Origin of the sequence: Ensifer sp. LC163 (assembly GCF_001695855.1) — a bacterium.
Lineage (GTDB): Bacteria > Pseudomonadota > Alphaproteobacteria > Rhizobiales > Rhizobiaceae > Ensifer.
The window spans coordinates 108,337-133,469 of record NZ_MBSS01000066.1 but is presented as its reverse complement, the minus strand read 5'-3'; the positions used below and the strand labels follow the sequence as shown (position 1 = coordinate 133,469).

The window sequence follows — 25,133 nt, the reverse complement described above, 5'->3', positions numbered from 1 at the left end:
GAGCGGCAAGGCCGGCTCCCGCCACCCGCTCCATGACGAGCTGGCCTTTCGCCATGGTTCCAAAGGCAGCCGCGGGATCTGTCGAGCCGCGCTCCCGGACAACCGACGCCGACAAATTCGGTACTTTCGAACCGCCGTCGGGAATAAACCGCGACGGCTGCCGTTATGCCCCATCGAGAAAACGCAACGACCGGATGACACAGGCGACATTCGCCACGAACCGGTCGAGAAGAAGCAAAGGATTGGGCCATCATGAGCAGCGTTCGAGCACTTGCACCGGGCAAGGACATCGTTATCTCTTCCACCAAGGAAGCGAGTGATTTCGGCGGTCAGATGCCGCTGCGCCAGGTGCGGCTGTTGACCGGGTCGATGCTGCTCCCCTTCGCGGCGATCCTGATCTTTCTTGCAGCCGATGGGCTGACCATGCCGATGCGCGTGGCGCTGATGGTGTTTGCGACAACACTTGTCTGCCGGACGATCTTCGATCTTCCGGAAACGCCGGTGGCGCTTGCCGGCGCATTGGTCCTCGGCGCCACGGGCACCGTCAGCGAAGAGGCAGTGTTCGCAGCGCTCGGCAACGATATCGTCTGGAGGACATAGCGTTGGTTTCCCGCTATCCAACGCTAAGGGGGATCAAATCACGAACGCGAAGCAGAAGGCACCTAACGTCGCATTTGAGTGTAGAGAGAGGAAGTCGAACCGCATACCCGGACGGCGGCTTGGCGGACACGGCCTCGATTTCAAGCCACCGCTCGGTAGAAATGACAACGGTCGAGTAGCAAAGTGTTGGTCTGACACTGGCTACGATTTCCGCCCCCTTCGGAATGATCAGAATGTTGGGCACCATCATGGGGACTTGGCAGATCGTCGAGCGCTTGGTCATGACAGTTAATCGCCGTTACATCGACCGCCCATTGGAAAGATCGCGCCCATTGGAAAGGATATCGATCTGTAATGGTACGCGTGACGCTACATCTGAAAGTTGCGTGGTGACAGCTTTGCCGATCTGTCCGAGACCCCAGAAACCTGAGAGCTCATGCACTCGCCTTTTGCGCAAATCGGATAGACAATGCCAAGACCTGATGCCCGGTTGGTTCGGATGGGAGCTGATGTCGAACAAGTACTGAGGAAAGATTGCCGGCCCTCGCCTTCATTTCAGGCGCCGCCGCAACATGCTAGCCTGCGAAGGTCGGGGCGTGTGTGCCGGGTAGCACAGGGACATTGATACAGAGATAGGGGCGAGGGGCATTTTGGATGTTCGCCAGCCCGGAATTTCTACTTTGGGTATTGGTACAGCTATACGTTGACCGGTGACAATCATCAACGAACTGTTCTTGCGCGAAATGCCGGACAAACCGCTGAGCAAGGGGGAGACAGGACTGATGGACAAGAACGCTGATAACAAGGCCGGTCATATCGGCCCAAAGGGGTTTACGCGACGGGCAATGCTCACGACTGGCGGCTCGCTGGCGGCGGCGCAACTCGCTGGCAGGATTGGTGTGCGCGGATTGGCCGCCGCGCTTGCTTCCGGAACTGCCGCGTTGGCACAGTCGGCCAAGCCCAATATTGTTTTCATCCTGGCCGACGATTTGGGCTGGAAGGATGTCGGATTTCACGGCTCTGACATAAAGACGCCAAACATCGACGAACTGGCGGAGAAAGGCGCCCGGCTTGAGCAATACTACGCCCAGCCCATGTGCACGCCCACCCGGGCGGCGTTCATGACGGGCCGCTACCCGTTCCGCTACGGCATGCAAACCGCCGTCATTCCCCAGGGCGGTACCTACGGCCTGGCGCTCGACGACTATCTCTTGCCGGAACTGCTGAATGAGGCAGGCTATGCCACCGCCGCGAGCGGCAAGTGGCACCTCGGTCACGCGAACGCGGCGTTCTGGCCGCGCCAGCGCGGATTCGATTCATTCTATGGTGCTCTGCTTGGCGAGATCGATCACTTCACGCACAAGTCGGCAAACGGTAATGCGGACTGGTACCGGAACAACGACGCCCTCGAGGAGGAAGGGTTCGACAACATCCTCTTCGCTAGCGAAGCCGTGCGAGTGATCAACGAGCACGATCAGTCAAAACCCTTGTTCCTGTATCTGGCCTTCACGTCGCCGCATACGCCCTTCCAGGCGCCGAAGGAATATCTTGAACGCAACAGCCATATCGCCGACGAGAGCCGGCGAAACTATGCAGCGATGATCTCGGTGATGGACGATGGCATCGGCAGAGTCGTCGATGCTCTCGAAACGCGCGGCATGCGCCAGAATACGCTCATTCTCTTTCACAGCGACAATGGCGGCGTGGTCAATGCTTTCTTTGCGGGGGAAAGCGATGTCAAGGGCAAGCTTCCGGCCGACAACGGTCCTTACCGGGAGGGCAAGGGGACGACCTATGAAGGAGGTACGCGCGTCGTTGGCCTGGTCAACTGGCCGGGAAAGATCGAGCCTGGCACTGCCGACGGAATGATGCATGTCGTTGACATGTACCCGACCTTGGCGGCTCTGGCCGGCGCTGAGCTCGGCAAGAATAAGCCGCTGGACGGGATGGACATGTGGCCGATGCTTGGCGAAGGAAAGCCATCGCCACGCACCGAGATCGTCTACAACATCGAACCAATGACGGCCGCCGTGCGCCAGGGCGATTGGAAGCTTGTGTGGAAGACGACGTTGCCGCCGAAAGTCGAACTCTTCGATCTTTCGAAGGATACGTCCGAGACCACAAACCTTGCCGATCAGAACCCCGAAATGGTGCAGAAACTGCAGGCGCGGGTCATCGAGCTCGCCTCACAGATGTCTCCTCCTCTCATCCTGCAGGACGCCGTGCGATTGCTCTTGCACTCGGACACCGTACTGCCCGACGCGGCCGAAATGTTCAATGTTGGAGATTGAGTGATTTGGCGGCTCATTCCGAGGACGAGCGGCGTGCCGGGGCCGTTCGCCTGCCGGAATGCCGGAGGTTGGCGGACGCAACTGGCTATCGTGATGCCGGAAAGCGGCGAAGGTTTCGCGCCGGCCTCGTCGCTTGAAACCGTCGACGCCTATCTGACATCGATCGGTGCCGTGCTCCATTGGAGGCTGACGCGGAGAAGAAGGCGCTTGCCGGCCGGCAATAGTGTTCAACGCGGCCTCTCCACCGGCACGGAAAGGCCGACCTTGACGCGATCCATGGTCACGAAGGTTCTAAAGCGCCGGATGTTGGGGTTGCCGAAGAACATGCGCCGAGTGAAGGCCTCGTAATCGCCCATCGTCGGCACGATCACGACCAGCATGAAGTCCACATCGCCCGTGACGTAGTAGCATTGCTGTACCTCGGGAGCGGCCGAAAACGCCGCCTTGGCGGCGTCGAGCAGGTCGATCTGCTCGCTTTCCACCTCCACTTCGACAAGGATCGTCAGGGCCTGGTTGACGCGGGCCGGGTCGATCACCGCCACATTGCTGCGGATGACGCCGGTTTCTTCCATGCGCTTGATCCGCCGTTGCACGGCCGGGGCGGACAGGTTGACGGCCTCACCGATCTGCCGCTGCGGCGTCGTGTTGTCCTTCTGCAGGATTGAAAGGATTGCCAGATCGAAGCGATCGAGCTCTGCCGGTGCGGTCTTTGAAGCGGCCATCGTCTCCTCGTCATTGTTTACAAACTTGCATTCGAAGTCGCCATTTAGAGCGCATTTCTCTCGTGCAGTGAAATATAACTTCATCGAACAGGGAGATTGCCGACATGCTCATTCGCAACCACCATGCCGATTTCGGATCGTCGCTGCTGCCGGAAGATGCCGAGATACTTTCGATAACGGCGGCTGCCGAGGTCGAGCGTCAGCTTTCCCGCCGCGACGACCACCGGCCGACGCCGCTTCATTCCTTGCCGGCGCTTGCGGGCGAGCTTGGGGTCGGCGCGATCTTCGTCAAGGACGAGGGCCATCGGCTCGGGCTCGGCAGCTTCAAGGCGCTTGGCGGATCCTATGCGGTGATCCGGCTGGTGCTCGACGAGGCTCGAAAGCAGACCGGCCTTGACGTCGACATCGACGATCTCGCGCGCCCGGACGTTCGTGCGGTCGCCCGCGAGATGACGTTCGGCTGCGCCACGGACGGCAATCATGGTCGATCGGTGGCAATGGGGGCACAGCTCGTCGGGGCGAAGTCGGTGATCTTCGTACATTCCGGCGTCAGCCAGAAACGCATAGAGGCGATCGCGCATTACAGCGCCGAGATCGTCCGGGTCGAAGGAACCTATGACGACTCGGTCGAGTTTGCGGCGAAGGTCTGTGCAGAGCGCGGCTGGACGGTTGTCTCGGACACGTCCTGGCCGGGATACGAATATATTCCCGGCCTGGTCATGCAGGGCTATACGGCACTCCTGTGCGAGGCCCTGCGGGAGGTCGGTGCGCCGCCAACCCATGTCTTTGTCCAGGCCGGCGTCGGCGGCATCGCCGCCGCAACGGCTGGCCATATGGCGCTGCGCTACGGCCGCGACCGGCCACGCTTCGTCGTCGTCGAGCCGGCCCGGGCGGCCTGCCTGCTCGAAACCGCAAAGGTCGGGCGGCCGGTGAAAGTGGCGCATGGCGAGCCGACCGTCATGGCGATGCTCGAATGTTACGAGCCTTCGCTTGTCGCCTGGCGCATCCTGTCGCGGGTCGCCGACGCCTTCATGACCGTCGACGAGGAGGACGCCGTTTCGATCATGAATCGCCTCGCCCGCCCGACGGGCGGCGATCCGGCAATCATTGCGGGCGAAAGCGGCGGCGTCGGTCTGGCCGGCCTTGTCGCAGTCGCCGGAGATCCGAACAAGCGTGCTGCCCTCGGCCTTGACGCCAATTCGCGGATCCTTGTGATCAATACGGAAGGCGCCACGGATCCTGAACGCTACGAAGAACTGGTTGGTCTCGCACCCGCGCAAGTCGCCGGGGCTTTGAACACGGAAAGGGTGTGATGCGGATGGCAAGCACGGATGTCGACAAGCTTGTAGCGGAGATGAGGGCGTGGCGTCATGACCTGCATGCCCATCCGGAATTCGGCTTTGAAGAGAAACGAACGGCCGCCTTTGTTTCCGCCAAGCTGCGGGAGTTCGGCCTGGACGAGGTCACCGAAGGCATCGGTGGCACCGGGGTGGTCGGCACGCTGCGGCGTGGAACGGGAAACCACGCCATAGCGCTGCGGGCCGACATGGACGCGTTGCGCATTGCGGAACAGGGCACGGCTTCCTATTGCTCCACCCAGCCCGGTACGATGCATGCCTGCGGCCATGACGGCCATACGGCAATGCTGCTCGGCGCGGCGAAGCTGCTGGCCGAGGAGGGCGGCTTCGATGGGACGGTGCGCTTTGTTTTCCAGCCTGCTGAGGAATGGGGCAAGGGCGCTCTTGCCATGCTTGCCGATGGCCTGCTGGAGCGCTTTCCCTTCGACGAAATCTATGGCCTGCACAATATGCCGGGCCTGCCGGTCGGAAAGTTCGAGACACGTGTGGGCGCCATCATGTCGGCTGAGGACAATTTCGAGATCACGCTCAGAGGCGTCGGCGGCCATGCCGCCCGCCCCCATTGGGGGAATGAGACGCTGGTCGCTGCCTGTGCCACGGTCGTCAGTCTGCAGACGATCGTCTCGCGACGCCTGTCGCCGACGGATATCGCCGTTGTCTCCGTGACCGAATTGGTCACGGACGGCACGCGCAACGCCTTGCCCGGTCTGGCACGCATTCTCGGCGATGCCCGCAGCTTTCGACCCGAGGTGAGCGCCAGGATCGAGCAGCAGATGCGCACCATCGCCAAGGGGACGGCGGATGCCTATGGCTGCGAGGTCGATGTGAGTTATACGCGCGAATTCGTGCCATTGCTCAACGATCCGGCTCTCGTTGATCAGGCATTCGCTGCGGCCGGCGTGGTGTTCGGGGCGGAGAATGTCGCTGTTGCCGCCGAGCCGATGACCGGCTCGGAGGATTTTGCGCGGTTTCTCGCGCATGTGCCGGGCTGCTTTGTCTTTATCGGCAACGGCCAAGGATCCGCGCCGCTGCACAATCCGCATTACGACTTCAATGACGACGCCTTGATCTTCGGTGCCCGGTTCCACGCCGAAATTGCCCGGCAGCGACTGGCCGCGCCGGATGCCGGGTTATGACTGTCATGATGCCCCGTATCAGCACAATCGAAGGCGACGCCGTCATGTCTCATCCTTCCATCAATGCCGAGCGCCTGCTCGCGCGCATCGGCGAACTCGGTGCGATCGGGCGCGACGATCGGGGCCAGTTGACACGGCTTGCAGCGTCCGACGCGGAAAAGCTGGGGCGGGACCGTCTGGTCGGCTGGATCGAGGCGGCGGGGCTGGATGTCGCTGTCGACCGCATCGGCAACATTTTCGGCATCTGGTCCAATCGGGATAACGCCGAGCAACTACCGCTTATACTCGGTTCCCATATCGACACGGTGATCAATGCCGGCATCTACGATGGCTGCTACGGCGTGCTTGCCGCGCTTGAAGTCATCGAGACCCTGAAGGAGCAGGGGTCTATATCGGAACGCCCGATCGTTGTGGCGGCCTTTACCAACGAAGAGGGCGTCCGCTACGCACCCGATATGCTGGGGTCGCTGGTCCATGTCGGCGGTCTTGCGGTTGAGGCGGCCCTTGCGACCCTCGGGACTGATGGCACGACGCTCGGATCGGAACTCGTGCGCATCGGCTACGCCGGCAGCGTCGAGCCCGGCTCCTTGAAACCCCATGCCTATGTCGAACTGCACATTGAGCAGGGACCGGTGTTGGAGCGCGAGGCGACAACGATCGGCGCCGTCGAAAACCTGCAGGGCATCTCCTGGCAGCGCGTCACGATCGACGGGGTTGCCAATCATGCCGGCACGACGCCGATGGCGATGCGCTGCGATGCCGGCCTTGCGGCCGCGCGTGTCGGCCTGTTCCTGCGCGAGCACATCGCGCGCTCGAACGCGCCGAGCGTGGCGACGATCGGGACCATGCGCTTCGAGCCGAACGCGATCAACGTCATTCCTTCGCGTGCGGTCTTTACCGTCGACCTGCGCGACCCGGACGAGGATCGCCTGCGGATGCTTGAGGCGGCGCTTTCCGACTTTCTCCGCCGCCTTGAGCAGGAGGAGCATGTGAAGATATCTGTCGAGCGTCTCGCCCGGTTCGAGCCGGTCATCTTCGACAGCGCGATCGTCGAGGCGATCGAAGTTTCGGCGACGGCCCGTGGGTTGAGGAGCCGGCGGATGACCTCCGGCGCCGGCCACGACGCCCAGATGATCGCGCGCATCGCGCCGGCGGCGATGATCTTCGTTCCGAGCCGTAACGGGATCAGCCACAATCCGCGCGAACATACGGATCCGGCCGACCTCGTCGCAGGAGCCAATGTTCTGCTCGATGTTGCTACGCGGCTTGTAGGTAGCCGCTAGAGCGCCGGAATAGAGGCATCCTCTCCACCGTCATGCTCGGGCTTGACCCGAGCATCCAGCCGCCATCTTTGCGGCCGCGTGTCGAAAAGTTGCGGCCCCAGACGTGGATGCTCGGGTCAAGCCCGAGCATGACGGAGGGAGAGGGGGGCCTTCAGTTAATACAGAGCCGAAATCCTACGCCAGAAGGGGCGGTTTGCCGCCCCTTCTGGCGTGGTCTTTATCGCTGCACTACGGCGTCGTCGCCGACCGGCAGATAGAGATCGCCGCCGTCGCGATACTTGGCTGCCATCGCCTGCAGACCTTCCTTCTGCGCCTCGGCGCGGATGTCGTGCGAGATCCGCATCGAGCAGAATTTCGGCCCGCACATCGAGCAGAAATGCGCGACCTTGTGCGCCTCCTTCGGCAAAGTCTCGTCGTGGAAGGAGCGCGCGGTCTCCGGGTCGAGCGACAGGTTAAACTGGTCCTCCCAGCGGAACTCGAAACGGGCGCGCGACAGGGCGTCGTCCCGGGTGCGGGCCGCCGGGTGTCCCTTGGCGAGATCAGCTGCGTGGGCTGCGATCTTGTAGGTGATGACCCCGGTCTTGACGTCGTTGCGATCCGGCAGGCCCAGGTGCTCCTTCGGCGTCACGTAGCAGAGCATGGCCGTGCCGAACCAGCCGATCATCGCAGCACCTATGCCCGACGTGATGTGGTCGTAGCCGGGCGCGATGTCGGTCGTCAGGGGCCCAAGCGTATAGAACGGCGCCTCGCCACAGACGGCGAGCTGCTTGTCCATGTTTTCCTTGATCTTGTGCATCGGCACGTGGCCCGGCCCCTCGATCATCACCTGGCAATCCTTGGCCCAGGCGATCTTCGTCAACTCGCCCAGCGTTTCCAGTTCGGCAAATTGGGCGGCGTCGTTGGCATCGGCGATCGAGCCCGGGCGCAGGCCGTCACCGAGCGAAAACGAGACGTCGTAGGCACGGCAGATATCGCAGATCTCTTCGAAGTGCTCGTAGAGAAAGCTCTCCTTGTGATGGTGCAGGCACCACTTGGCCATGATCGAGCCGCCGCGCGAGACGATGCCCGTGACCCGGTCGACCGTCAGCGGGATATAGTGAAGCCGGACACCGGCATGGATTGTGAAGTAGTCGACGCCCTGTTCCGCCTGTTCGATCAGCGTGTCGCGATAGACCTCCCAGGTCAGGTCCTCGGCGATGCCGTTGACCTTTTCGAGCGCCTGGTAGAGCGGCACGGTGCCGATCGGCACCGGTGAGTTGCGGATGATCCATTCGCGGATGTTGTGGATGTTGCGGCCGGTCGAAAGGTCCATGACCGTGTCTGCGCCCCAACGGGTTGCCCAGACCATCTTTTCCACTTCCTCGGCCATCGAAGAGGTGACGGCGGAGTTGCCGATATTGGCATTGATCTTCACCAGGAAGTTCCGGCCGATGATCATCGGTTCGCATTCCGGATGGTTGATGTTGGCGGGCAGGACGGCGCGGCCGCTGGCGATTTCCTGGCGGACGAATTCGGGCGTGACGTGATCGGGAATATGGGCGCCGAAACTTTCGCCGTCGCGCTGCGTGGCGCGCGCGGCGTCGCGGCCGAGGTTTTCGCGGATGGCGACGAACTCCATCTCGGGCGTGATGATGCCGGCCCGTGCATAGGCAAGCTGCGTCACGGCGCGCTGGCCGGTGGCGCGCAAGGGCGTGTGGCGCAAGGGGAACGTGGGCGTCAGCCGGTCTCCGGAGGCAAAGCCGTTGTCTTCCGGCCGGACGCTGCGCCCGTCATAGGCTTCGACATCGCCACGTGCGATGATCCAGTTGCGGCGCGGCCGTGGCAGCCCTTCCTCGATGCGGATGTTGGCGTCTTCAAGGGTATAGGGCCCGGAGGCATCATAGACCGTGACCGGCGGCTCGCCCGACGTGGGGTGCAGGGCGATTTCGCGCATCGGCACACGGATATCAGGATGGATCGTGCCTGGTTTGTAGACCTTCTTCGAGGCGGGAAGCGGGCCTTTGGTGACCGAGAGGTCTGCGGGTTTGGTGACAATATTCATGATGAGGCTCCAAGTTTGCGGTTGGAGACCCAGTTCTGAAGCCGGAAGGAAAAGACAGGTCCGCCCGGATTTCCGCGCGATTGACGGAATCGTGGCGTCGATGTCTGCACCGTCCCTACGCCAGTATGAACTGGATCAGGTTCAACGGGTCACTGCGCCTCGGTCGGCAAAGCCGATCCGCCCAGCAGTATCTCAGCCCCTTGACGGGACCCCCCTGGTGAATGCCTAGAGATAGCCATCGATCCGGATGCGCAGTCAAGCGCTAATCCGAAGGTCGCGTGTCAGGCCTGTTGATCGCTTACTAGCGGCCCGGCTTTTCGACTGACGGGCGATCGGCATAATCCGCCCGGTTGATGCCGTGCCGCTGCAGCTTGTCGTAGAAGGTCTTGCGCGGAATGCCCAGCGCCTCGATCGTCGCCTTGACGTCGCCGCGCTGCGCCCGCAGCGCTTCTTTCAGAATTTCTGCCTCGTAGCGCTCGAGCCGTTCGGGCAGGGCGGCACCGGTTGGCGCAGCGGCGGCGGTCGGCTGTCCGAGCGCCCCTTCGACGCCAAGGGCGACGCGCTCGGCGAAATGCGAGAGTTCGCGCACATTGCCGGGCCAGGAATGGGACATCAGATAGTGGTGCACCGCGGGCGAAACCGTCGGCACGTCGCGCTTGAACCGCTCGCCCGCGCGCGTCAGGAAATGCGAAAAGAGAAGCGGGATGTCGTCCCGGCGTTCGCGCAGCGGCGGGATCGACAGGGTGACGACGTTCAGCCGGAAATAGAGATCCTCGCGAAAGTCGCCCCGCTGGGCCGGGTCACCAAGGTCGATCTTGGCGGCGGCGATCACGCGGATATCCACCGGTCGCACGACATTGGTGCCGAGCGGCGTGATTTCGCGGGCTTCGAGAACACGCAGCATCTTGACCTGCGTTGCCGGCGGCATCGCTTCGATTTCATCGAGGAAAAGCGTGCCGCCACTTGCATGCTCGATACGGCCGATGCGCTTCTTCAAGGCGCCGGTAAAGGCGCCCTGCTCGTGGCCGAAAAGCTCGCTTTCGATCACCGTTTCCGGCAGTGCGCCGCAGTTGAGCGCCACGAAGTTGCCGTCGCGGCGCCGGCTCCAATTGTGCAGCAGCGTCGCCACCACCTCCTTGCCGCTGCCGGTTTCGCCGGCAACGAGCACATCCACGTCGGTGTCGGCGATATGCTGCAAGGTCTGGCGCAGCCGTTCCATGACCGGCGTCTGGCCAATCAGCGGCAGGCTTTCGCCGGCGACTTCCGCTGCACGCTTCAGGGCACGGTTTTCCATCACCAGCCGGCGCTTTTCCAGGGCGCGGCGCGCGCTCTGCACAAGACGGTCGGCGGCAAAAGGTTTCGGAATGAAGTCGTAGACGCCGTCCTGCATGGCCTGAACGGCCATCGGAATATCGCCGTGCCCGGTCACCAGAATGACCGGCAGGTCGGGGTCGAAATCGGCGATGCGGCGAAAGAGTGTCAGGCCATCGATCCCCGGCATGCGGATATCGCTGATGACGATGCCGTCGAAGCCCGGGCCGAGGAGTATGAGCGCTTCCGCCGCGCCGGGAAAGGCGGAGACGGTGAGGCCGGCAAGCTCCAGCGTCTGCTTCATCGCCTTCCTGAGCTCGCTGTCGTCGTCGACGAGGCATACGGATTGTTGCATCGCTCAGGCCCTCTTCAAGCGAACGGTGAAGACGGTACCGTCGGGGCCGGTCTTGACCTCGATGTCGCCGCCATAGTCGACGACGATTTCCTTGGAGATGGCAAGGCCGAGACCGAGGCCCTCATCCTTGGACGTGTTGAACGGGGTGAACAGATCCTCGAGGATATCGGGCCGGATGCCCGGGCCATTGTCGGCGACAACAAGGAAAACAGTGTCGGAGGCGCCGATCTCGCACCGCACGCGGATCTCCGCGTCTGCCCGGTCGCCGAGGGCTTCCAGGGCATTCTGCAGCAGATTGATCAGCACCTGTTCAAGCCGGATACGGTTGCCGAGCACGCTGAGCCCGTTCTCCGGCAGATCGATGACGATCGCGTCCATTCGGCCAGCAAAGCGGCTGCGCAGCAGCATTCGTGCGCCTTCGATCACCTCCGGCACGGACGTCGGTTCGGCGACGAATCGTCCCTTGCGCGCAAAACTGCGCAGCTCGTCGGTGATGGTGCCGACCCGCTCGGTCAGCGCGGCGATGCTTTCGAGGTTTTCGACCGCTGTCTCCTGCTGGCCGCGATCGAGGAAGGTGCGCGCATTGTCGGCATAGGCGCGGATGGTCGCGACCGGCTGGTTGATCTCGTGGGCGACGCCGGCTGCCACCTGGCCAAGGATCGCCAGCCGGTTGGCCTGGACCAGTTCCTGCTGCACCGCCTGAAGCCTTTCGCCGGTGCGCCGGTGGTCGGCGATTTCGGTTTCGAGGTGATCGCGCGCCAGGCTCAGGTCGTGCGTGCGCTCGGTGACGCGTCGCTCCAGTTCGTCGCGCGCGGCGCGCTCGTTCGCCGCGACCAGCGTCAGCGCCTGGCGCCGGCGAAGGAGGAATGCGGCAAGCGCCAGCAGCGGAACGAGAACGGTGAGCGCCAGCAGCCGTGCCTCACGGCTCGCGGCACCAAGGGCGGCATCCAGCGGGGCCAATTGCTCCAGCCGCCAACTGGTCGAGGGAACCATGGTCTCGACCCTGAGGTATTGCTTCTCGCTGCTGCCGGGCAGAAGTGCTGTCAGCACGCTCGACCCATCGCTCATCGGTTCGATACCGCGGAACGGCAGCGGCAGCAGCGAAGCATCGCCGAACTGCAGGCTGTCGCGGATGGCGGCGAGGCGGTCTCCGGGGATGTTGCGGGTCGTCATGAAGCGCCAGGACGGGAAACTGGTGATCAGCACGATGCCGCGCCGGTCGGTGACATAGACCGGCTTGCCGGAGGCAAGCCAATCGGCCTCGACACCGTCGAATTCGAGTTTTGCGACCACGACACCGATGGGGCCGTCAGGACCGTCGACACGTCTTGATATGTAGAGGCCCGGCCGCTTGCTGACGGTGCCCATGGCGAAATGCTCCGCCTTGCCGTCGCGCATCGCCATCCGGAAATATTCGCGGAAGGCGTAGTCATTGCCGACGAAGCTAGTCGGCTCGCGCCAGTTGCTGGCCGCGACCGCCAGGCCGTCGAGGCCGATCGCGTAGATCACCGCCGCATCCGTATTGGTGGCCAGCGCCTCGAGCTTTTGATTGAGCCGCTGCAACGGCTGGTCGCCACCTCGCTCGAGCGCGGCTTTCACCTCGACGTCGTCGGCCAGCACCAGGGGCAGCGCGCGCTGTCGCTCCAGCGCCGCCTTCAGCAGCGAAGCCTTGAGATTGGCATCAATGCGGCTTTGGATATCGACGGATTCGAGCGCCTTGTTTCGCCCATATTCGCCGGCGACAAAGAGCCCCGCTACCAACAGCCCCAATGCGACCGCGGCAAAAATCAGCCAGGCGCGGCGCATCTGCCGGTCAAGATCCGCTGGATCGAAGGGGGTAGGGGCGGGCATGGACATGGCGGAATTGTGCATTATTCCGCCCAGATTTCCAGACGACCTGTGCGGATATCCGCTCAAATATTTGTGTGCCCGACCCGGGTTCTCTTGAAATGTGCTGATATTTCAATAGCCTGATGAGCCGTGCTGCGATCTGGCACGCCTATTGCAAATGACATCCTCATGACAGCCCGAGCTGTCGCGCTTCGGAAATATGGCCCGGGAGGCCCGGCATGACGCCGGACTGGGCCGAGTGGAGGATATCATGATTATCGACCAATCCGCGGAACCGCGCGGCAAGACACCTTTCTATCGTCATCTCTATGTCCAGGTTCTGGCGGCGATCGCCGCGGGCATCCTGCTCGGACATTTCTATCCGGAAATCGGCACGCAGCTGAAGCCGCTCGGCGATGCCTTCATCCGGCTCGTGAAGATGATCATTGCTCCGGTCATCTTCCTGACCGTTGCCACCGGCATCGCCGGCATGACCGACCTTGCCAAGGTCGGGCGGGTCGCCGGCAAGGCGATGATCTACTTCCTGACCTTCTCGACGCTTGCGCTCATCATCGGCCTGATCGTGGCCAATGTGGTGCAGCCGGGCGCCGGCATGCACATCGATCCCGCCTCACTCGACGTCAAGGCGGTCACCTCCTACAGCGAAAAGGCGCATGAGCAGTCGATCACCGGCTTCCTCATGAACATCATCCCGACCACGCTCGTCGGTGCATTCGCCGAGGGTGACATCCTGCAGGTGCTGTTCATCTCCGTCCTGTTTGGTCTGGCACTTGCCATGGTCGGCAAGAAGGCGGAGCCTGTCGTCGACTTCCTGCACGCGCTGACACTGCCGATCTTCAAGCTGGTCGCGATCCTGATGAAGGCCGCGCCGATCGGCGCCTTCGGCGCCATGGCCTTCACCATCGGCAAGTATGGCGTCGGATCGATCGCCAACCTCGCCATGCTGATCGGCACCTTCTACGTCACCTCGCTGCTCTTCGTCTTCGTCGTGCTCGGCGCCGTCGCCCGCTACAACGGCTTCTCGATCGTCGCTCTCATCCGCTACATCAAGGAAGAGCTGCTCTTGGTTCTCGGCACGTCCTCCTCGGAAGCTGCGCTTCCGGGCCTGATGAGCAAGATGGAGAAGGCCGGCTGCAAGCGCTCGGTCGTCGGACTGGTCATCCCGACCGGTTATTCCTTCAACCTCGACGGCACCAACATCTACATGACGCTCGCGGCTCTCTTCATCGCACAGGCGACCGACATTCCGTTGTCGCTCGGCGACCAGGTGTTGCTGCTACTGGTGGCGATGCTGAGTTCCAAGGGTGCGGCCGGTATCACGGGCGCCGGCTTCATCACGCTCGCCGCCACGCTATCGGTCGTTCCGGCCGTACCGGTCGCCGGCATGGCGCTGATCCTCGGTATCGACCGTTTCATGTCGGAATGCCGGGCGCTGACCAACTTTGTCGGCAATGCCGTCGCGACCATCGTCGTGGCAAAGTGGGAAGGCGAACTGGACGAGACCCAACTCGCCACGACCCTTGGCGGCCGGGTGCTGCCGGAAAGCTCGGTTCAGGGCCTTCAGCCGGCCGAATAGAGCTGCCTCCCAGGGCAAGACCGCATCTTGGTGCGGCAAGGCGTGGTTCACCTTCCGGTGGGCCACGCCTTTTTCTTTTTGGGGATTCGCCTCGTGGCGTTGCCGCCCTACTGCATAATTCCTTAAATCGGAATCGATTTAAGGACAAAATTATGCAGCAACTCAAAGTGTTACAGCGACCTTTGCGCGTCTAAATAGACGCGCGGCGCTGTAAGTCAAATAGGCCGGTGGCCTGTTGCCGGCTTGTCGAGGATGTTGTGATTTTCTCGTTTACCCCACTTTACTGTACCGTCTGGACGGTATAGTAATTTGTCATCGCTGATCGAGGCAAAACGTTTTCTGGGGAGGAGACGAGAATGCATTGGACGAAGTGCGTGAAGGCGGCCGCCTTGGCCACCGCGGCGTTTGCCGCATTTCCGGCGGCTGCGGCCGAAGTGTCGATTTTCTGCAGCTCGGCCGGCGCCGAGCTTGAACTCTGCCAGTCGGCCTCCGAGGCCTGGGCCAAAGAGACCGGCAATACCGTCAAGATCAACAAGATGCCGGCCAACTGGGGTGAGGCGCTGCCGCTCTACCAGCAGCTGCTCGCCGGAAAATCCGGCGACGTCGATGTCCTGACCCTCGACAATATCTGGGTCGGCACGCTCGCTTCGCACCTCGTCGATCTCCGGCAGAAGGTGCCGGCCGACGAGGTTTCCAGCCACTTTGAATCGTCGCTTGCCGACGCGACCATCAACGGCCAGCTGCTGGCCATGCCGTGGTTCGTCGATGCCGGCCTGATGTTCTATCGCAAGGATCTTCTGGAGAAGCACGGCAGGGCCGAGCCGAAGACCTGGCAGGAACTCACGGAGACGGCGAAGTTCATCCAGGACAAGGAGCGGGCATCGGGCAGCCCCGATATGTGGGGCTATGTCTGGCAGGGGCGGGCCTATGAGGGCCTGACCTGCGACGCGCTCGAATGGGTGTCATCCTTCGGCGGCGGAACCTTCATCTCGCCGGAGGGCGAGATCACCGCCAACAATCCGAAGGCCGCTGAAGCGCTCGATCTTGCCCGGTCCTGGATCGGTGGCATCAGCCCGGAAGGCGTGTTGAACTACGACGAGGAAGGCTCGCGCGGCGTCTTCGAGGCCGGCAACTCGGTCTTCCATCGCAATTGGAGCTACGTCTGGGGCACGACGCAGGCCGACGGATCGTCGCTCCGCGGCAAGATCGGCGTCATGGCGTTGCCGGTCGGGGCCGAGGGCGGGAAGTCGAGCGGATGTTATGGGGCGGGCCTTCTCGGCGTGTCCAAATATGCCGACGACGTCGACGCGGCCGTCAGCCTGGTCCGCTACCTGACCGGCGCCAAGGAACAGAAGCGCCGCGCGCTTCAGGCCTATAGCCCGACGCTGAAGGCGCTCTACGAAGACAAGGACATTCTGGCCGCCAACCCATCGCTGCAATTTGCCGAGAAGGCCTATGCCGAAAGCGCCTCGCGTCCATCGCAGGTGACCGGCGCGTCCTACAACCGTGTGTCCCAGCGGATCTTCAATGGCGTGCACAATGTGCTGAGCGGCAAGGAAAGTGCGGGCGATGCCCTGGCCAAGGTCGCGAGCGACCTGGAACGTCTGAAGGCGCGGGGCTGGTAAGCCCCGCCCATCTTCTAGAGCGTTTCCGGTTTAAATGAAGTCGAAGAAACGCTCTAGCTCATTGTTTTTTACGCATTTCCTGACGGAAAACCGCTTCGCACTTTTCCTGAAAATGCTCTGGAGATCGAGGACATCACCCGTGAACATTGCGATAGCACCGTGCTGCTGGGGCGTTTACTGGCCCGAGGGCAACGACATCAGCTGGACCGATTATCTCGACCGCATCAAGGCGGCCGGATACCGGCACACCGAACTCGGGCCATACGGTTTCTTTACCACCGATCCCGCGGTGCTTTCGTCCGAGCTTGGCAGTCGCGGCCTGTCGGTCGTCGCGGCCGCCCATGTCCACACGCTCGCCGATCCCGCCTCCTGGCCGGTTCTTGAGGAAAAGACGCAGGCGATCTGCCGGCTGTTGTCTGAAATCGGCGCGACGCATTTCATCCTGATGGACGAGTCCGAGTTCTATCCGAAGGACAAGATGGGGGTGGTCGATGAGACGGGCTGGCGCTCCGTCGTCGAGCAGACCATGGGTGCCGCGCGTATCGCCCGCTCGCACGGGCTGGAGTTCAGCTTTCACCCGCATGTCGGAACATGTGTCGAGCTTGAGCCGCAGATCGAGCGCCTGCTTGCCGAGACGGAGCCGGGCCTTGTCGGCCTTTGCCTCGACACCGGTCATCACGCCTATTGGAAGGCCGATCCGACCGCCTTCTTCAAGCGTCACCGGGATCGGATCAACGCAATCCACCTGAAGAACGTCGACGGTGCCTACCGCGAACGGGTTCTGGCTGAAGGCATTCACAGCGATCGCGCCTTCGAAGAGGGTATCATGACCGACCTCGATCGCGGCGTCGTCGACATTGCCGCTTTCGTCGCCGAATTGCTGGCGACCGGCTACGACGGCCCGCTCGTGGTCGAGCAGGATTTGGCGCGCGGCCATCCCGACGCGCCGGAAACCATCGCGGAACGGAACTTCCGCTTCGTTTCCGAGCTTCTCGCTGAGCGGGCAAGAGCATGAAGGTCGAAATCCACGATACGCCGCTGTCGATCGGCGAGCACCTCGCTGGCCGGATCATCGATGGCATCCGGACGCGGGGCTCGGAGGGCCGCGCTTATGTGCTCGGTTGCCCGGGCGGGCGCAGTCCCATGCCGGTTTATGAGGCGATCGGCCGACGGCTTGCGGTCGAGCCCGTCGATTGCTCGCGGCTGGTCATCGTGATGATGGACGAATACCTGCAGACCGATGCCAACAACGGCCTGACGCCGCCACCCTCGTCGGCGCATTTCTCCTGCCGCGGGTTCGGCGAGCGCGAGATCGTCGGGCGGTTGAACGCCGCGCTTCCTCAGGCGTTTCGCGTGCCTCCCGCAAACTTCTGGATGCCGGACCCAAGCAATCCCGGCGACTACGATGCCCGCATTGCCGCTATCGGCGGCATCGATCTTTTTCTGCTCGCATCCGGTGCCGGCGACGGTCACATCGCGTTCAATCCGCCGGGTTCGGCGCGTGACAGCCGGACGCGGGTGGTGGCGCTTGCCGAGCAGACCCGGCGCGACAATCTTGCGACCTTTCCCGACTTTCGCGGCATCGACGAGGTGCCCTCGCACGGCGTGACCATCGGCATCGGCTCGATCGTGGAGCTGTCGAAATCCGTGGCGATGATTGCCTGGGGCGAGGGCAAGCGCCATGCCTGCGAACGCATGCTCGCTGCCACGGCCTACGACGCCACATGGCCGGCAACGATCGTATCCGAATGCCGGGCCGCCGAATTGCACGTCGATGCGGCGGCTGCCGGTCGATGAGGAGTGCGCCTGTGAGCCAGCACGCGATCGGCATCGATGTCGGCGGAACGAAGACCAAGGCCTGCCTTGTGCGCCTGGCCGATGGTGCCGTCGTCACCGAACGCACGGAGGCGACGCCCTGCCAGGCTGGCGGGCAAGCGGTGCTCGAATTGGTCGGCGTGCTTGCCGAGGCCATGGAAGCCGAAGGCCAGGCGCGCGAGCTTGAGACCGCAGGCCTCGGCCTTTGCCTGCCTGAACTGGTCACCGGTGCCGGCGAACCGGCATCGGCCTGGAATTTCGATTGGCGCGATCTCGACTATCGCCAGCATCTCAGCCGTTTCGGCGCTGTCCATATCGACAGCGATGTCCGTGCCGCGGCTTTCGCCGAAGGCTGGATCGGTGCCGGCGTCGATGCGGACCCCTTCGTCTATGTGACGATTTCGACCGGCCTGTCGCATTCGCTGGTGGTCGGCGGCACGCCCTATGCCGGCGCCCGCGGCTTCGCCATCCATTTTTCCGGCAGCGACATCGTGGCGTTTGCCGGCGAAGATCAGGACCAGCCGGTGCGCCACAATCTCGAGCTTTTCGCCAGCGGCAAGGCGCTCGGCGAGCGTTATGGCAAGCTCCTCGACCGCCCCGGCACGACCGCGCTGCAGCTTTTCGAAGCGGAAGCGCGCGATCCGAAAGCGGCCAAGATGGTCGGTGACGCGCTTTTGTCGCTTGCCTCCTATCTCGGGCAGCTCGTCAATACGCTCGACCCGGCAATCCTCATTCTCGGCGGCGGCATCGGCAGCGACCCGTCAGTCAATGCGCGGCTTGCTAGCCTGGCGCGGCCATTCATCTGGGCCGACGGCGCCCGGGATCTTCCCATCATCAGAAGCGTTCTCGGCGACACGGCCTGTGCGGTCGGCGTGGCGGCGCTTGCAAACATGGCTCGCAAACAGGCGGTGCGCATATGAGCGGAATTGACCTAACCGATGTCGTCAAGCGTTTCGGTGCGCTGACCGTGATCGACAAAGTCAACCTGAGGGTTGGCGAAGGCGAGTTCGTGGTGTTCGTCGGCCCTTCGGGCTGCGGCAAGTCGACGCTTCTGCGGATGATTGCCGGGCTCGAGGAAATCTCCGACGGCGAACTGCAGATCGGCGGCAAGCGCATGAACGAAACGCCGCCGGCAGAGCGCGGCATCGCCATGGTGTTCCAGTCCTACGCGCTCTATCCGCACATGAGCGTCGAGCGCAATCTCGGCTTCGCGCTGGAGACGGCGCGGCTTGCGGCAGGCGAAATCAAGGAGCGGGTGAGCAAGGTGGCGCGCTTCCTCAAGATCGAACATCTGCTGCACCGCCGGCCCGCCCAGCTCTCCGGCGGACAGCAGCAGCGGGTCGCCATCGGCCGCGCGCTGGTGCGCTCGCAAAAGCTCTTTCTCTTCGACGAGCCGCTCTCCAACCTCGATGCGGATCTGCGCATGGAGATGCGGGTGGAGATTGCCCGTATCCATCGCGAGCTCAAGGCAACCACCGTCTACGTCACCCACGACCAGCTGGAGGCAATGACGCTCGCCGATCGCATCGTCGTCCTGAAGGACGGCCGGATTGCCCAGGTCGGGACGCCGATGGAGCTCTACGAACGGCCGGCAAGCAAATTCGTCGCCAGCTTCATCGGCGCACCGCGCATGAACTTTCTGCCGGGCACGCTGCGCCGCGACACAGGCGCGAGCCGCCTGGAGGTCATGGGCGTCACCCATACGCTCGACCGTATCGACTATGACGGCGAGATCAGCATCGGCCTGCGGCCTGAGGATCTGATCCTTGGCGGTGGCGAGGTACAGATCCCGGCACAGGTGCTGCTCGTCGAGCCGCTCGGCGGCGAGGCGCTGGTCCATGCGCGCGTCGGCGATGGCCAGATGCTGGTGATGAAGGTGCAGGGCAAGCCGGATCTCCGGCCGAATGCCGACATCACCGTCGGCTGGATGCGGTCAAAGGCGCACCTGTTCGGCGCCGACGAGTTGGCGCTTCGTGCGGCGGAGGCCTGAGACAATGGTGTCAGGTGTCTTGATGAAATCTCTCGGCTTGCGTCAAGCCCGCGCCCGCACCGCCTGGTGGTTCCTGGCGCCGAGCCTGTTGGTGTTGACGGCCGTTGCCCTCTGGCCGCTCGGGCGCACCTTCGTCTTTTCCTTCACCGACGCGCTGCTAACGGAGCCGGACTTCTACAGTTACATCGGCTTCGACAATTATCGGGCGCTGTTCGAAGATCCGCTGTGGTGGCAATCGGTTCGCAACACGCTGTATTTCACCGTCATTTCGGTGTCGATCGAGACCGTTCTCGGGCTGACGATCGCGCTTCTCCTCAATTCCCACATCGCCGGGCGCGGCGCCATGCGGGCGATCATTCTCATCCCCTGGTCGATCCCGGTCGTGGTCAGCGCCCGCATGTGGCAGTGGATGCTGCACGACCAGTTCGGCATCGTGAACCACGTGCTGAAAATGGCAGGTTTCATCGACAGTGGCATCGCCTGGACCGCCAATGCCTCCCTGGTCATGCCGGTGATCATCGCGGTCGATGTCTGGATCACCACGCCCTTCATGGTGCTGCTGATCCTGGCGGGGCTGCAGATGCTGCCGCGCGGCATCTACGAGGTCGCGGCAATCGACGGCGTGCCGGCGTGGAAGCAGTTCACCTCGCTGACGCTGCCGCTGCTGGCGCCGAGCATTGCGGTTGCCGTGCTCTTCCGCCTGCTCGATGCGCTGCGCATGTTCGATTTGAGCTTCGTGCTGTCGTCCAACAGCGACGACACCAAGACGGTGTCGATTTATGCCCGCGAGGTCCTCGTCAACTTCCAGGACATGGGCGTGGGCTCCGCCGCCAGTACCGCCGTCTTCCTGATGATCGCCGTCGTTACCGCGATCTATGTCACCGTCTTCCGTCTCAATCGCCGCCTTTTGGGAGTTTGACATGGTCCGAAGCAACACCCGCAAACGCCTGCATCAGGTCGCGATCTACAGCCTCTTCGGCATCGTCGCGCTCTATACGCTGTTTCCGTTCTACTGGATGATCGCGTCGTCGCTGAAGTCGGGCCAGGCGATCTTCGACGTGACGTTCTTCCCGGACCTGAAATTCAACAACTACGCGGCCATCCTGTCGGACGGCGTTTTCCTGCGCAGCCTCTTGAATTCGCTGATCGTCGCCTTCTCGGTCGTGGCCCTTTCGCTCGTGCTGGCGATCGCCGCTGCCTATGCGCTCGGCCGGATCGACTTTCGCGGTCGTTCGCCGATCATGCTTCTGGTGCTCGCGGTCTCGATGTTTCCGCAGATCGCGCTTTTGTCCGGCCTGTTCGAGATGATCCGCTGGCTCGGGCTCTACAACACCGTCGGCTCGCTGATCTTCGCCTACATGATCTTCACGCTGCCTTTCAACATCTGGGTTCTGACCACCTTCATGCGCGATCTGCCGAAGCAGATCGAGGAGGCGGCGATCATGGATGGCTGCTCGCCTTTGCGGATTGTGCGCTGCATCTTCCTGCCGATGATGGGGCCGGCACTGATCTCGACGGGCCTGCTTGCCTTCATCGCCTCGTGGAACGAGTTCATGTTCGCGCTGACCTTCATCCTGACGGACGAGAACCGCACGGTGCCGGTGGCGATCGCGCTGATCTCGGGCTCCAGCCGCTATGAATTCCCCTATGGCGCGATCATGGCGGCGTCGACGATCGTCACCGTTCCATTGGTCATCCTCGCTCTCATCTTCCAGAAACATATCGTCTCCGGCCTGACAGCCGGTGCGGTCAAGGGTTGAATTGTTGCCTCACCCAGAGGCGGAAAGGTTGCTTTCATGCGTGTCGTTCGCGTTGGTTTGATCGGGCTTGGCGAAGTCAGCCAGCTCATGCATCTACCGATCCTGGCGGATCACCGGAACCTGTTTGAAATCGTCGGCGTCTATGACGTGTCGCCAAGCCTGACGGCCTATTGTTCGGCGCGCTATCCCGGCGCAAGGCCGTTCGAAACGGCCGAAGCGCTGGTTGCCGCACCCGATATCGATGCCGTGTTCATCCTCACCCCGGACCAGACGCACAGTTTCTATCTCGAACTGGCGCTGAAAGCGGGCAAACATGTCTTCCTGGAGAAGCCGGCCTGCCTTACCCTTGGCGAGATCGACGCGGTCGCGCCGCTTGCCAGGGCCACCGACCGCCTGTTGTTCGTCGCCTATATGCGCCGCTATTCGCCGAGCTTCCTCAGGGCCAAGGCGATGATGCCGGAGCAGGAAGCGGTCCGCTACGTCCGCGTGCGCGACATCATCTGCGAGGGCCCGTTCTTCATCAAGCAGACCCGCAACATCTTCTACCCGACCGATCTCGATGCCGCATTCCTCGCCGATTCCCGCGCGCAGACCGCGGCGCTTCTCAAGCAGGTGGTTGGTCACGATGCGCCTGCCGATCTGATGCGCGCCTACCAGGTTCTGACTGGGCTGTCGTCGCACAGCCTTTCGGCGATGCGCGAACTGATCGGCCTGCCGAAGCGGGTGATCGCCGCCCACCACAAGGCCAACGGCGAATCCATTGTCGCGCTTTTCGACTATGGCCATTTCACCGCAATCTACGAGGCGTTGATCGACAACGTTGCTCGCTTCGACGCCCGCATCGAAATCCTGTCCGACCGGCGCCAACTGCGGGTCAGCTACGACACGCCCTATATCCGCAACCTGCCAACCTCGCTGGAGGTCATCGATTCGACCGACACCGAGACGGAGACGCGGGTCTTCGGTCCAGACTATACCGATCCCTTCGCGCTCGAACTGCGTGCCTTCCACGATCATCTGGTCAAAGGCACGCAGCCGAAAACCACGCTCGACGATTCACGCAACGATCTGGCGCTGATGGCCGAGATCGTCGATCGCCTGCGGGAGAGTTCACAGATATAGCTGCGCTGATTTTTTCAACACTGGATTGTACCGACATGGCAAAACGTGAAAGCGCACGGGACCGTATTTTGACTGCCGCCGAGGCGATCGTGGTGGGCAAGGGCGTTTCCTCGCTGACCTTCGACGAGGTCGCGGAGCAGACGGGCCTGAGCAAGGGCGGCATCCTCTATCATTTCGCCAGCAAGGACGCCCTGGTGCGCGCCATGGTCGAACGGTTCGTCTACCGCTTCGAGACCGGTCTTGCCGGCATCGAGAAGGAAGACGAGGATCCGCACGGCCGGTACACAAGGGCCTATGTCGGCGCGACATTGGGGGAGGCCGCAAGCACGGGCGAGCAATATGACCGTCTCGGCGCCAGCATCACGGCGGCGCTTTCCAACTTTCCTGATCTGCTGGAGATCGTGCGCCAGCAGAACATCCGTTGCCAGGCGGCGGTCGAAGGCGACGGCCTCGATCCGGTTGACGCCACGATCATCCGCCTTGCCGTCGAAGGCCTGTGGATGGCGGAGGTCTTCAACGTCATGCATCTCGACCCAGACATGAAGCGCAAGGTCACTGCCCGCCTGATCGAGCGGACGCGCGCGCCATCAACCACAAAATAGCGCGCAACCGCGTGCCCGCAGCCAAGGAGTTACCGATGGGCTACAAGCCTTCACCGCGCCCCGTATTCGACCGCGCCAGCCATATCCCCTATGCTGATGTCACCCGGCACCTCTGGGGGGAGGAGAATGCCGGCCTCGTCGACGATTGGATCTACGCATCCACCGACAGCATCCATCAGATCGTCTTCGGCATGCAGCCCGGCGGCTGCTTCAAGCATACCGACGCCTTCCGTACGATCTTCGGCGCCGATGAAGTGCTCTATGTGCTGAGCGGCACGCTCGGCCTCGCCAACCCGGAAACCGGGGAATTCTGCATCGCGCAGAAGGGCGAGGCGTTGTTCTTCCGCAAGGATACCTGGCATCACGGCTTCAACCTCGGCAACGAGCAGGTCCGTGTGCTCGAGTTTTTTGCCCCGCCGCCGGCAAAGGGCACGTCCGGTCCCTATGCCCGCACCAAGCCCTATCTCGAGCTTGCGCAGTCACGCTACAGCCAGAGCGAATTTATCGGACGCTGGCCGATGGAGGCGCAGGCGCAACGCGATGGACGTACGATCCATCCGATGCGCGATGCCGACCTGCTGTGGAGCCTGGATCAGGCGACACAAGGCGCCTTTACCGGCCTCTACTGCGCCACCGACCAGTTGACCGTTGGCAAGACGACGCTGCTGGCCGGCAAGCGCACCGGCGTCGAACGCCACAAGGGCGACGAATGCCTCTACGTCGTTTCCGGAACGCTGAACATCCATGTCCCGGATGCGGAAGGTCAGGCCTGGTTCGAGCTCAATCCGCGGGACGGTTTCTACATTCCGGCCGGCACCGATCATCAGTATTACAACATGTCGGGCGAGCAGGTGGAGTTCGTCTTCGGCGTGGCGCCGGACTTCTGAACGCCTTTCTGCCGCGTTAGCGGCACCTGCGGCGCCGTTCTAACCCTTGAGGTGGGCCGGCGCCGTGTCCGTTGAGCCCGCGTTCATGCGGGCAATGAATTCGCGCAGCATCGCCACACGGCGCGGACGGAAGCTTTCGCCGGTCGGCTTCATGTCGGCGATGCGGTCGATGCGGAACTTGCGGAAGTCCTGACGGAGACAACACCAGCCGAGCAGCACCAGGACATGCTCGAGATAGACGATCCCAAGCGGCAGGACACGCCTTTCGCTGTGGCGGCGCTCGGCGTCGACATAGTCGATGACGATTGCCCGTTCCTGCCAGCAGGCCTCGCGAAGCAGCCCGACATCGATATCGGGCGCGGACCTCTGCTCGAAACGGTGAACCTGCGAGACGGCATGGATCGTCTGCTGCTGCAACCGATCGGGCAGGGTCGCGGTTATCTTCGAAAGCACCGAGTCGGCGGCCCGCGCAAGCTCGGGTTCGCCCATGTGGCGAACTTCGGCCAGACCCAGCACGAGGGCTTCGATTTCAAGGCGCGTGAAGGTCTGGGGCGGAAGGGCGATATCCTCGGTCAGGCGATAACCGAAGCCGCGCTCGCCGTCGATGACGGCGCCGGCCGTGCGCAGGCTGTCGATGTCGCGGTAGAGCGAGCGTAGCGACACGCCGGTTTCCTCTGCCAGCCGCGCGGCAGTCACCGGCGGCGGCAGGCTGCGAAGTGCCTGGAGAAGACGAAACAAACGATCGCTGCGCGCCATGAGCCTACTGACGGAAATTGGCAGTTCGGTCGGTTTATAAAGAGCGCAGACA

Annotated in this window: 21 protein-coding genes and 1 riboswitch; of the genes, 16 read left to right on the top strand and 5 right to left on the bottom strand. The window is 62.8% G+C overall.

The window, feature by feature from the left end; all coding sequences use genetic code 11:
- The first annotated feature begins 252 nt into the window (after nucleotides 1-252).
- Nucleotides 253-600 carry a hypothetical protein gene (locus BC360_RS28160; RefSeq protein ID WP_065797664.1) on the top strand — a complete coding sequence of 116 codons (348 nt, stop codon included), beginning with the start codon at nucleotides 253-255 and terminating at the stop codon, nucleotides 598-600.
- A 782-nt stretch (nucleotides 601-1,382) separates the two neighbouring features.
- The gene (locus BC360_RS28155) at nucleotides 1,383-2,891 is read left to right on the top strand and encodes an arylsulfatase B (RefSeq protein WP_065797732.1); all 1,509 of its coding nucleotides are present in this window, start codon (nucleotides 1,383-1,385) and stop codon (nucleotides 2,889-2,891) included.
- A gap of 227 nt (nucleotides 2,892-3,118) precedes the next feature.
- Here the strand turns inward: BC360_RS28155 and BC360_RS28150 are convergent, their stop codons facing one another.
- Complete coding sequence (locus BC360_RS28150) at nucleotides 3,119-3,613, bottom strand: Lrp/AsnC family transcriptional regulator (RefSeq protein WP_065785766.1); 495 nt, start codon at nucleotides 3,611-3,613, stop codon at nucleotides 3,119-3,121.
- A 104-nt stretch (nucleotides 3,614-3,717) separates the two neighbouring features.
- On the opposite strand from BC360_RS28150, the gene BC360_RS28145 reads away from it, so the two are divergent.
- The 3 genes from BC360_RS28145 to BC360_RS28135 are packed head-to-tail and all read left to right on the top strand — an operon-like array spanning nucleotide 3,718 to nucleotide 7,390.
- Complete coding sequence (locus BC360_RS28145; protein WP_065797663.1) at nucleotides 3,718-4,926, top strand: diaminopropionate ammonia-lyase; 1,209 nt, start codon at nucleotides 3,718-3,720, stop codon at nucleotides 4,924-4,926.
- Nucleotides 4,926-6,107, top strand: coding sequence for a M20 aminoacylase family protein (locus BC360_RS28140; RefSeq protein WP_413813792.1), 1,182 nt, complete (start codon nucleotides 4,926-4,928; stop codon nucleotides 6,105-6,107). The genes BC360_RS28145 and BC360_RS28140 overlap by 1 nt, the downstream gene beginning before the upstream one ends.
- 44 nt (nucleotides 6,108-6,151) lie before the next feature.
- Nucleotides 6,152-7,390, top strand: a complete 1,239-nt coding sequence (locus BC360_RS28135; RefSeq protein WP_065797730.1) for a Zn-dependent hydrolase — start codon at nucleotides 6,152-6,154, stop codon at nucleotides 7,388-7,390.
- A 217-nt stretch (nucleotides 7,391-7,607) separates the two neighbouring features.
- Here BC360_RS28135 and thiC read toward each other — a convergent pair whose 3' ends face one another.
- The 3 genes from thiC to BC360_RS28120 form a co-directional block, all read right to left on the bottom strand.
- A complete protein-coding gene (gene thiC / locus BC360_RS28130; RefSeq protein WP_065797662.1) occupies nucleotides 7,608-9,431 on the bottom strand; it encodes a phosphomethylpyrimidine synthase ThiC in 1,824 nt (607 codons plus the stop codon).
- Between the two features lie 94 nt (nucleotides 9,432-9,525).
- A riboswitch (TPP riboswitch) is annotated at nucleotides 9,526-9,657 on the bottom strand.
- Between the two features lie 75 nt (nucleotides 9,658-9,732).
- Nucleotides 9,733-11,097 (bottom strand): sigma-54-dependent transcriptional regulator, encoded by a 1,365-nt coding sequence (locus BC360_RS28125; protein WP_065797661.1) that lies wholly within the window; start codon nucleotides 11,095-11,097, stop codon nucleotides 9,733-9,735.
- Nucleotides 11,098-11,100: 3 nt separating this feature from the next.
- Nucleotides 11,101-12,969 carry a sensor histidine kinase gene (locus BC360_RS28120; protein ID WP_065797660.1) on the bottom strand — a complete coding sequence of 623 codons (1,869 nt, stop codon included), beginning with the start codon at nucleotides 12,967-12,969 and terminating at the stop codon, nucleotides 11,101-11,103.
- Between the two features lie 229 nt (nucleotides 12,970-13,198).
- Between BC360_RS28120 and BC360_RS28115 the strand changes: the two genes are divergently transcribed.
- The 11 genes from BC360_RS28115 (at nucleotide 13,199) to BC360_RS28065 (ending at nucleotide 24,325) form a co-directional block, all read left to right on the top strand.
- Complete coding sequence (locus BC360_RS28115; protein WP_065797659.1) at nucleotides 13,199-14,524, top strand: dicarboxylate/amino acid:cation symporter; 1,326 nt, start codon at nucleotides 13,199-13,201, stop codon at nucleotides 14,522-14,524.
- A gap of 356 nt (nucleotides 14,525-14,880) precedes the next feature.
- On the top strand, nucleotides 14,881-16,149 hold the full coding sequence (locus BC360_RS28110) for an ABC transporter substrate-binding protein (RefSeq protein ID WP_065785755.1): 1,269 nt from the start codon (nucleotides 14,881-14,883) through the stop codon (nucleotides 16,147-16,149).
- 139 nt (nucleotides 16,150-16,288) lie between these two features.
- Nucleotides 16,289-17,164, top strand: a complete 876-nt coding sequence (locus tag BC360_RS28105; RefSeq protein WP_161491403.1) for a sugar phosphate isomerase/epimerase family protein — start codon at nucleotides 16,289-16,291, stop codon at nucleotides 17,162-17,164.
- Nucleotides 17,161-17,946 (top strand): 6-phosphogluconolactonase, encoded by a 786-nt coding sequence (locus BC360_RS28100; protein ID WP_065797658.1) that lies wholly within the window; start codon nucleotides 17,161-17,163, stop codon nucleotides 17,944-17,946. Before BC360_RS28105 ends, BC360_RS28100 begins: the two co-directional genes overlap by 4 nt.
- Before the next feature lie 11 nt (nucleotides 17,947-17,957).
- On the top strand, nucleotides 17,958-18,884 hold the full coding sequence (locus BC360_RS28095) for an ROK family protein (protein ID WP_065797657.1): 927 nt from the start codon (nucleotides 17,958-17,960) through the stop codon (nucleotides 18,882-18,884).
- Nucleotides 18,881-19,954, top strand: coding sequence for an ABC transporter ATP-binding protein (locus BC360_RS28090; protein WP_065797656.1), 1,074 nt, complete (start codon nucleotides 18,881-18,883; stop codon nucleotides 19,952-19,954). Before BC360_RS28095 ends, BC360_RS28090 begins: the two co-directional genes overlap by 4 nt.
- Before the next feature lie 4 nt (nucleotides 19,955-19,958).
- Nucleotides 19,959-20,873, top strand: a complete 915-nt coding sequence (locus BC360_RS28085; protein WP_244512946.1) for a carbohydrate ABC transporter permease — start codon at nucleotides 19,959-19,961, stop codon at nucleotides 20,871-20,873.
- Between the two features lies 1 nt (nucleotide 20,874).
- Nucleotides 20,875-21,714, top strand: a complete 840-nt coding sequence (locus BC360_RS28080) for a carbohydrate ABC transporter permease (RefSeq protein WP_065785749.1) — start codon at nucleotides 20,875-20,877, stop codon at nucleotides 21,712-21,714.
- Nucleotides 21,715-21,750: 36 nt separating this feature from the next.
- Nucleotides 21,751-22,836, top strand: a complete 1,086-nt coding sequence (locus tag BC360_RS28075; protein ID WP_065797655.1) for a Gfo/Idh/MocA family protein — start codon at nucleotides 21,751-21,753, stop codon at nucleotides 22,834-22,836.
- Nucleotides 22,837-22,871: 35 nt separating this feature from the next.
- Complete coding sequence (locus tag BC360_RS28070; protein WP_065785746.1) at nucleotides 22,872-23,438, top strand: TetR/AcrR family transcriptional regulator; 567 nt, start codon at nucleotides 22,872-22,874, stop codon at nucleotides 23,436-23,438.
- 35 nt (nucleotides 23,439-23,473) lie between these two features.
- Entirely contained in the window at nucleotides 23,474-24,325 is an 852-nt protein-coding gene (locus BC360_RS28065) for a cupin domain-containing protein (RefSeq protein WP_065797654.1), read from the top strand.
- A 39-nt stretch (nucleotides 24,326-24,364) separates the two neighbouring features.
- Here the strand turns inward: BC360_RS28065 and BC360_RS28060 are convergent, their stop codons facing one another.
- The gene (locus tag BC360_RS28060) at nucleotides 24,365-25,081 is read right to left on the bottom strand and encodes a helix-turn-helix transcriptional regulator (protein WP_065797653.1); all 717 of its coding nucleotides are present in this window, start codon (nucleotides 25,079-25,081) and stop codon (nucleotides 24,365-24,367) included.
- Nucleotides 25,082-25,133 lie beyond the last annotated feature (52 nt).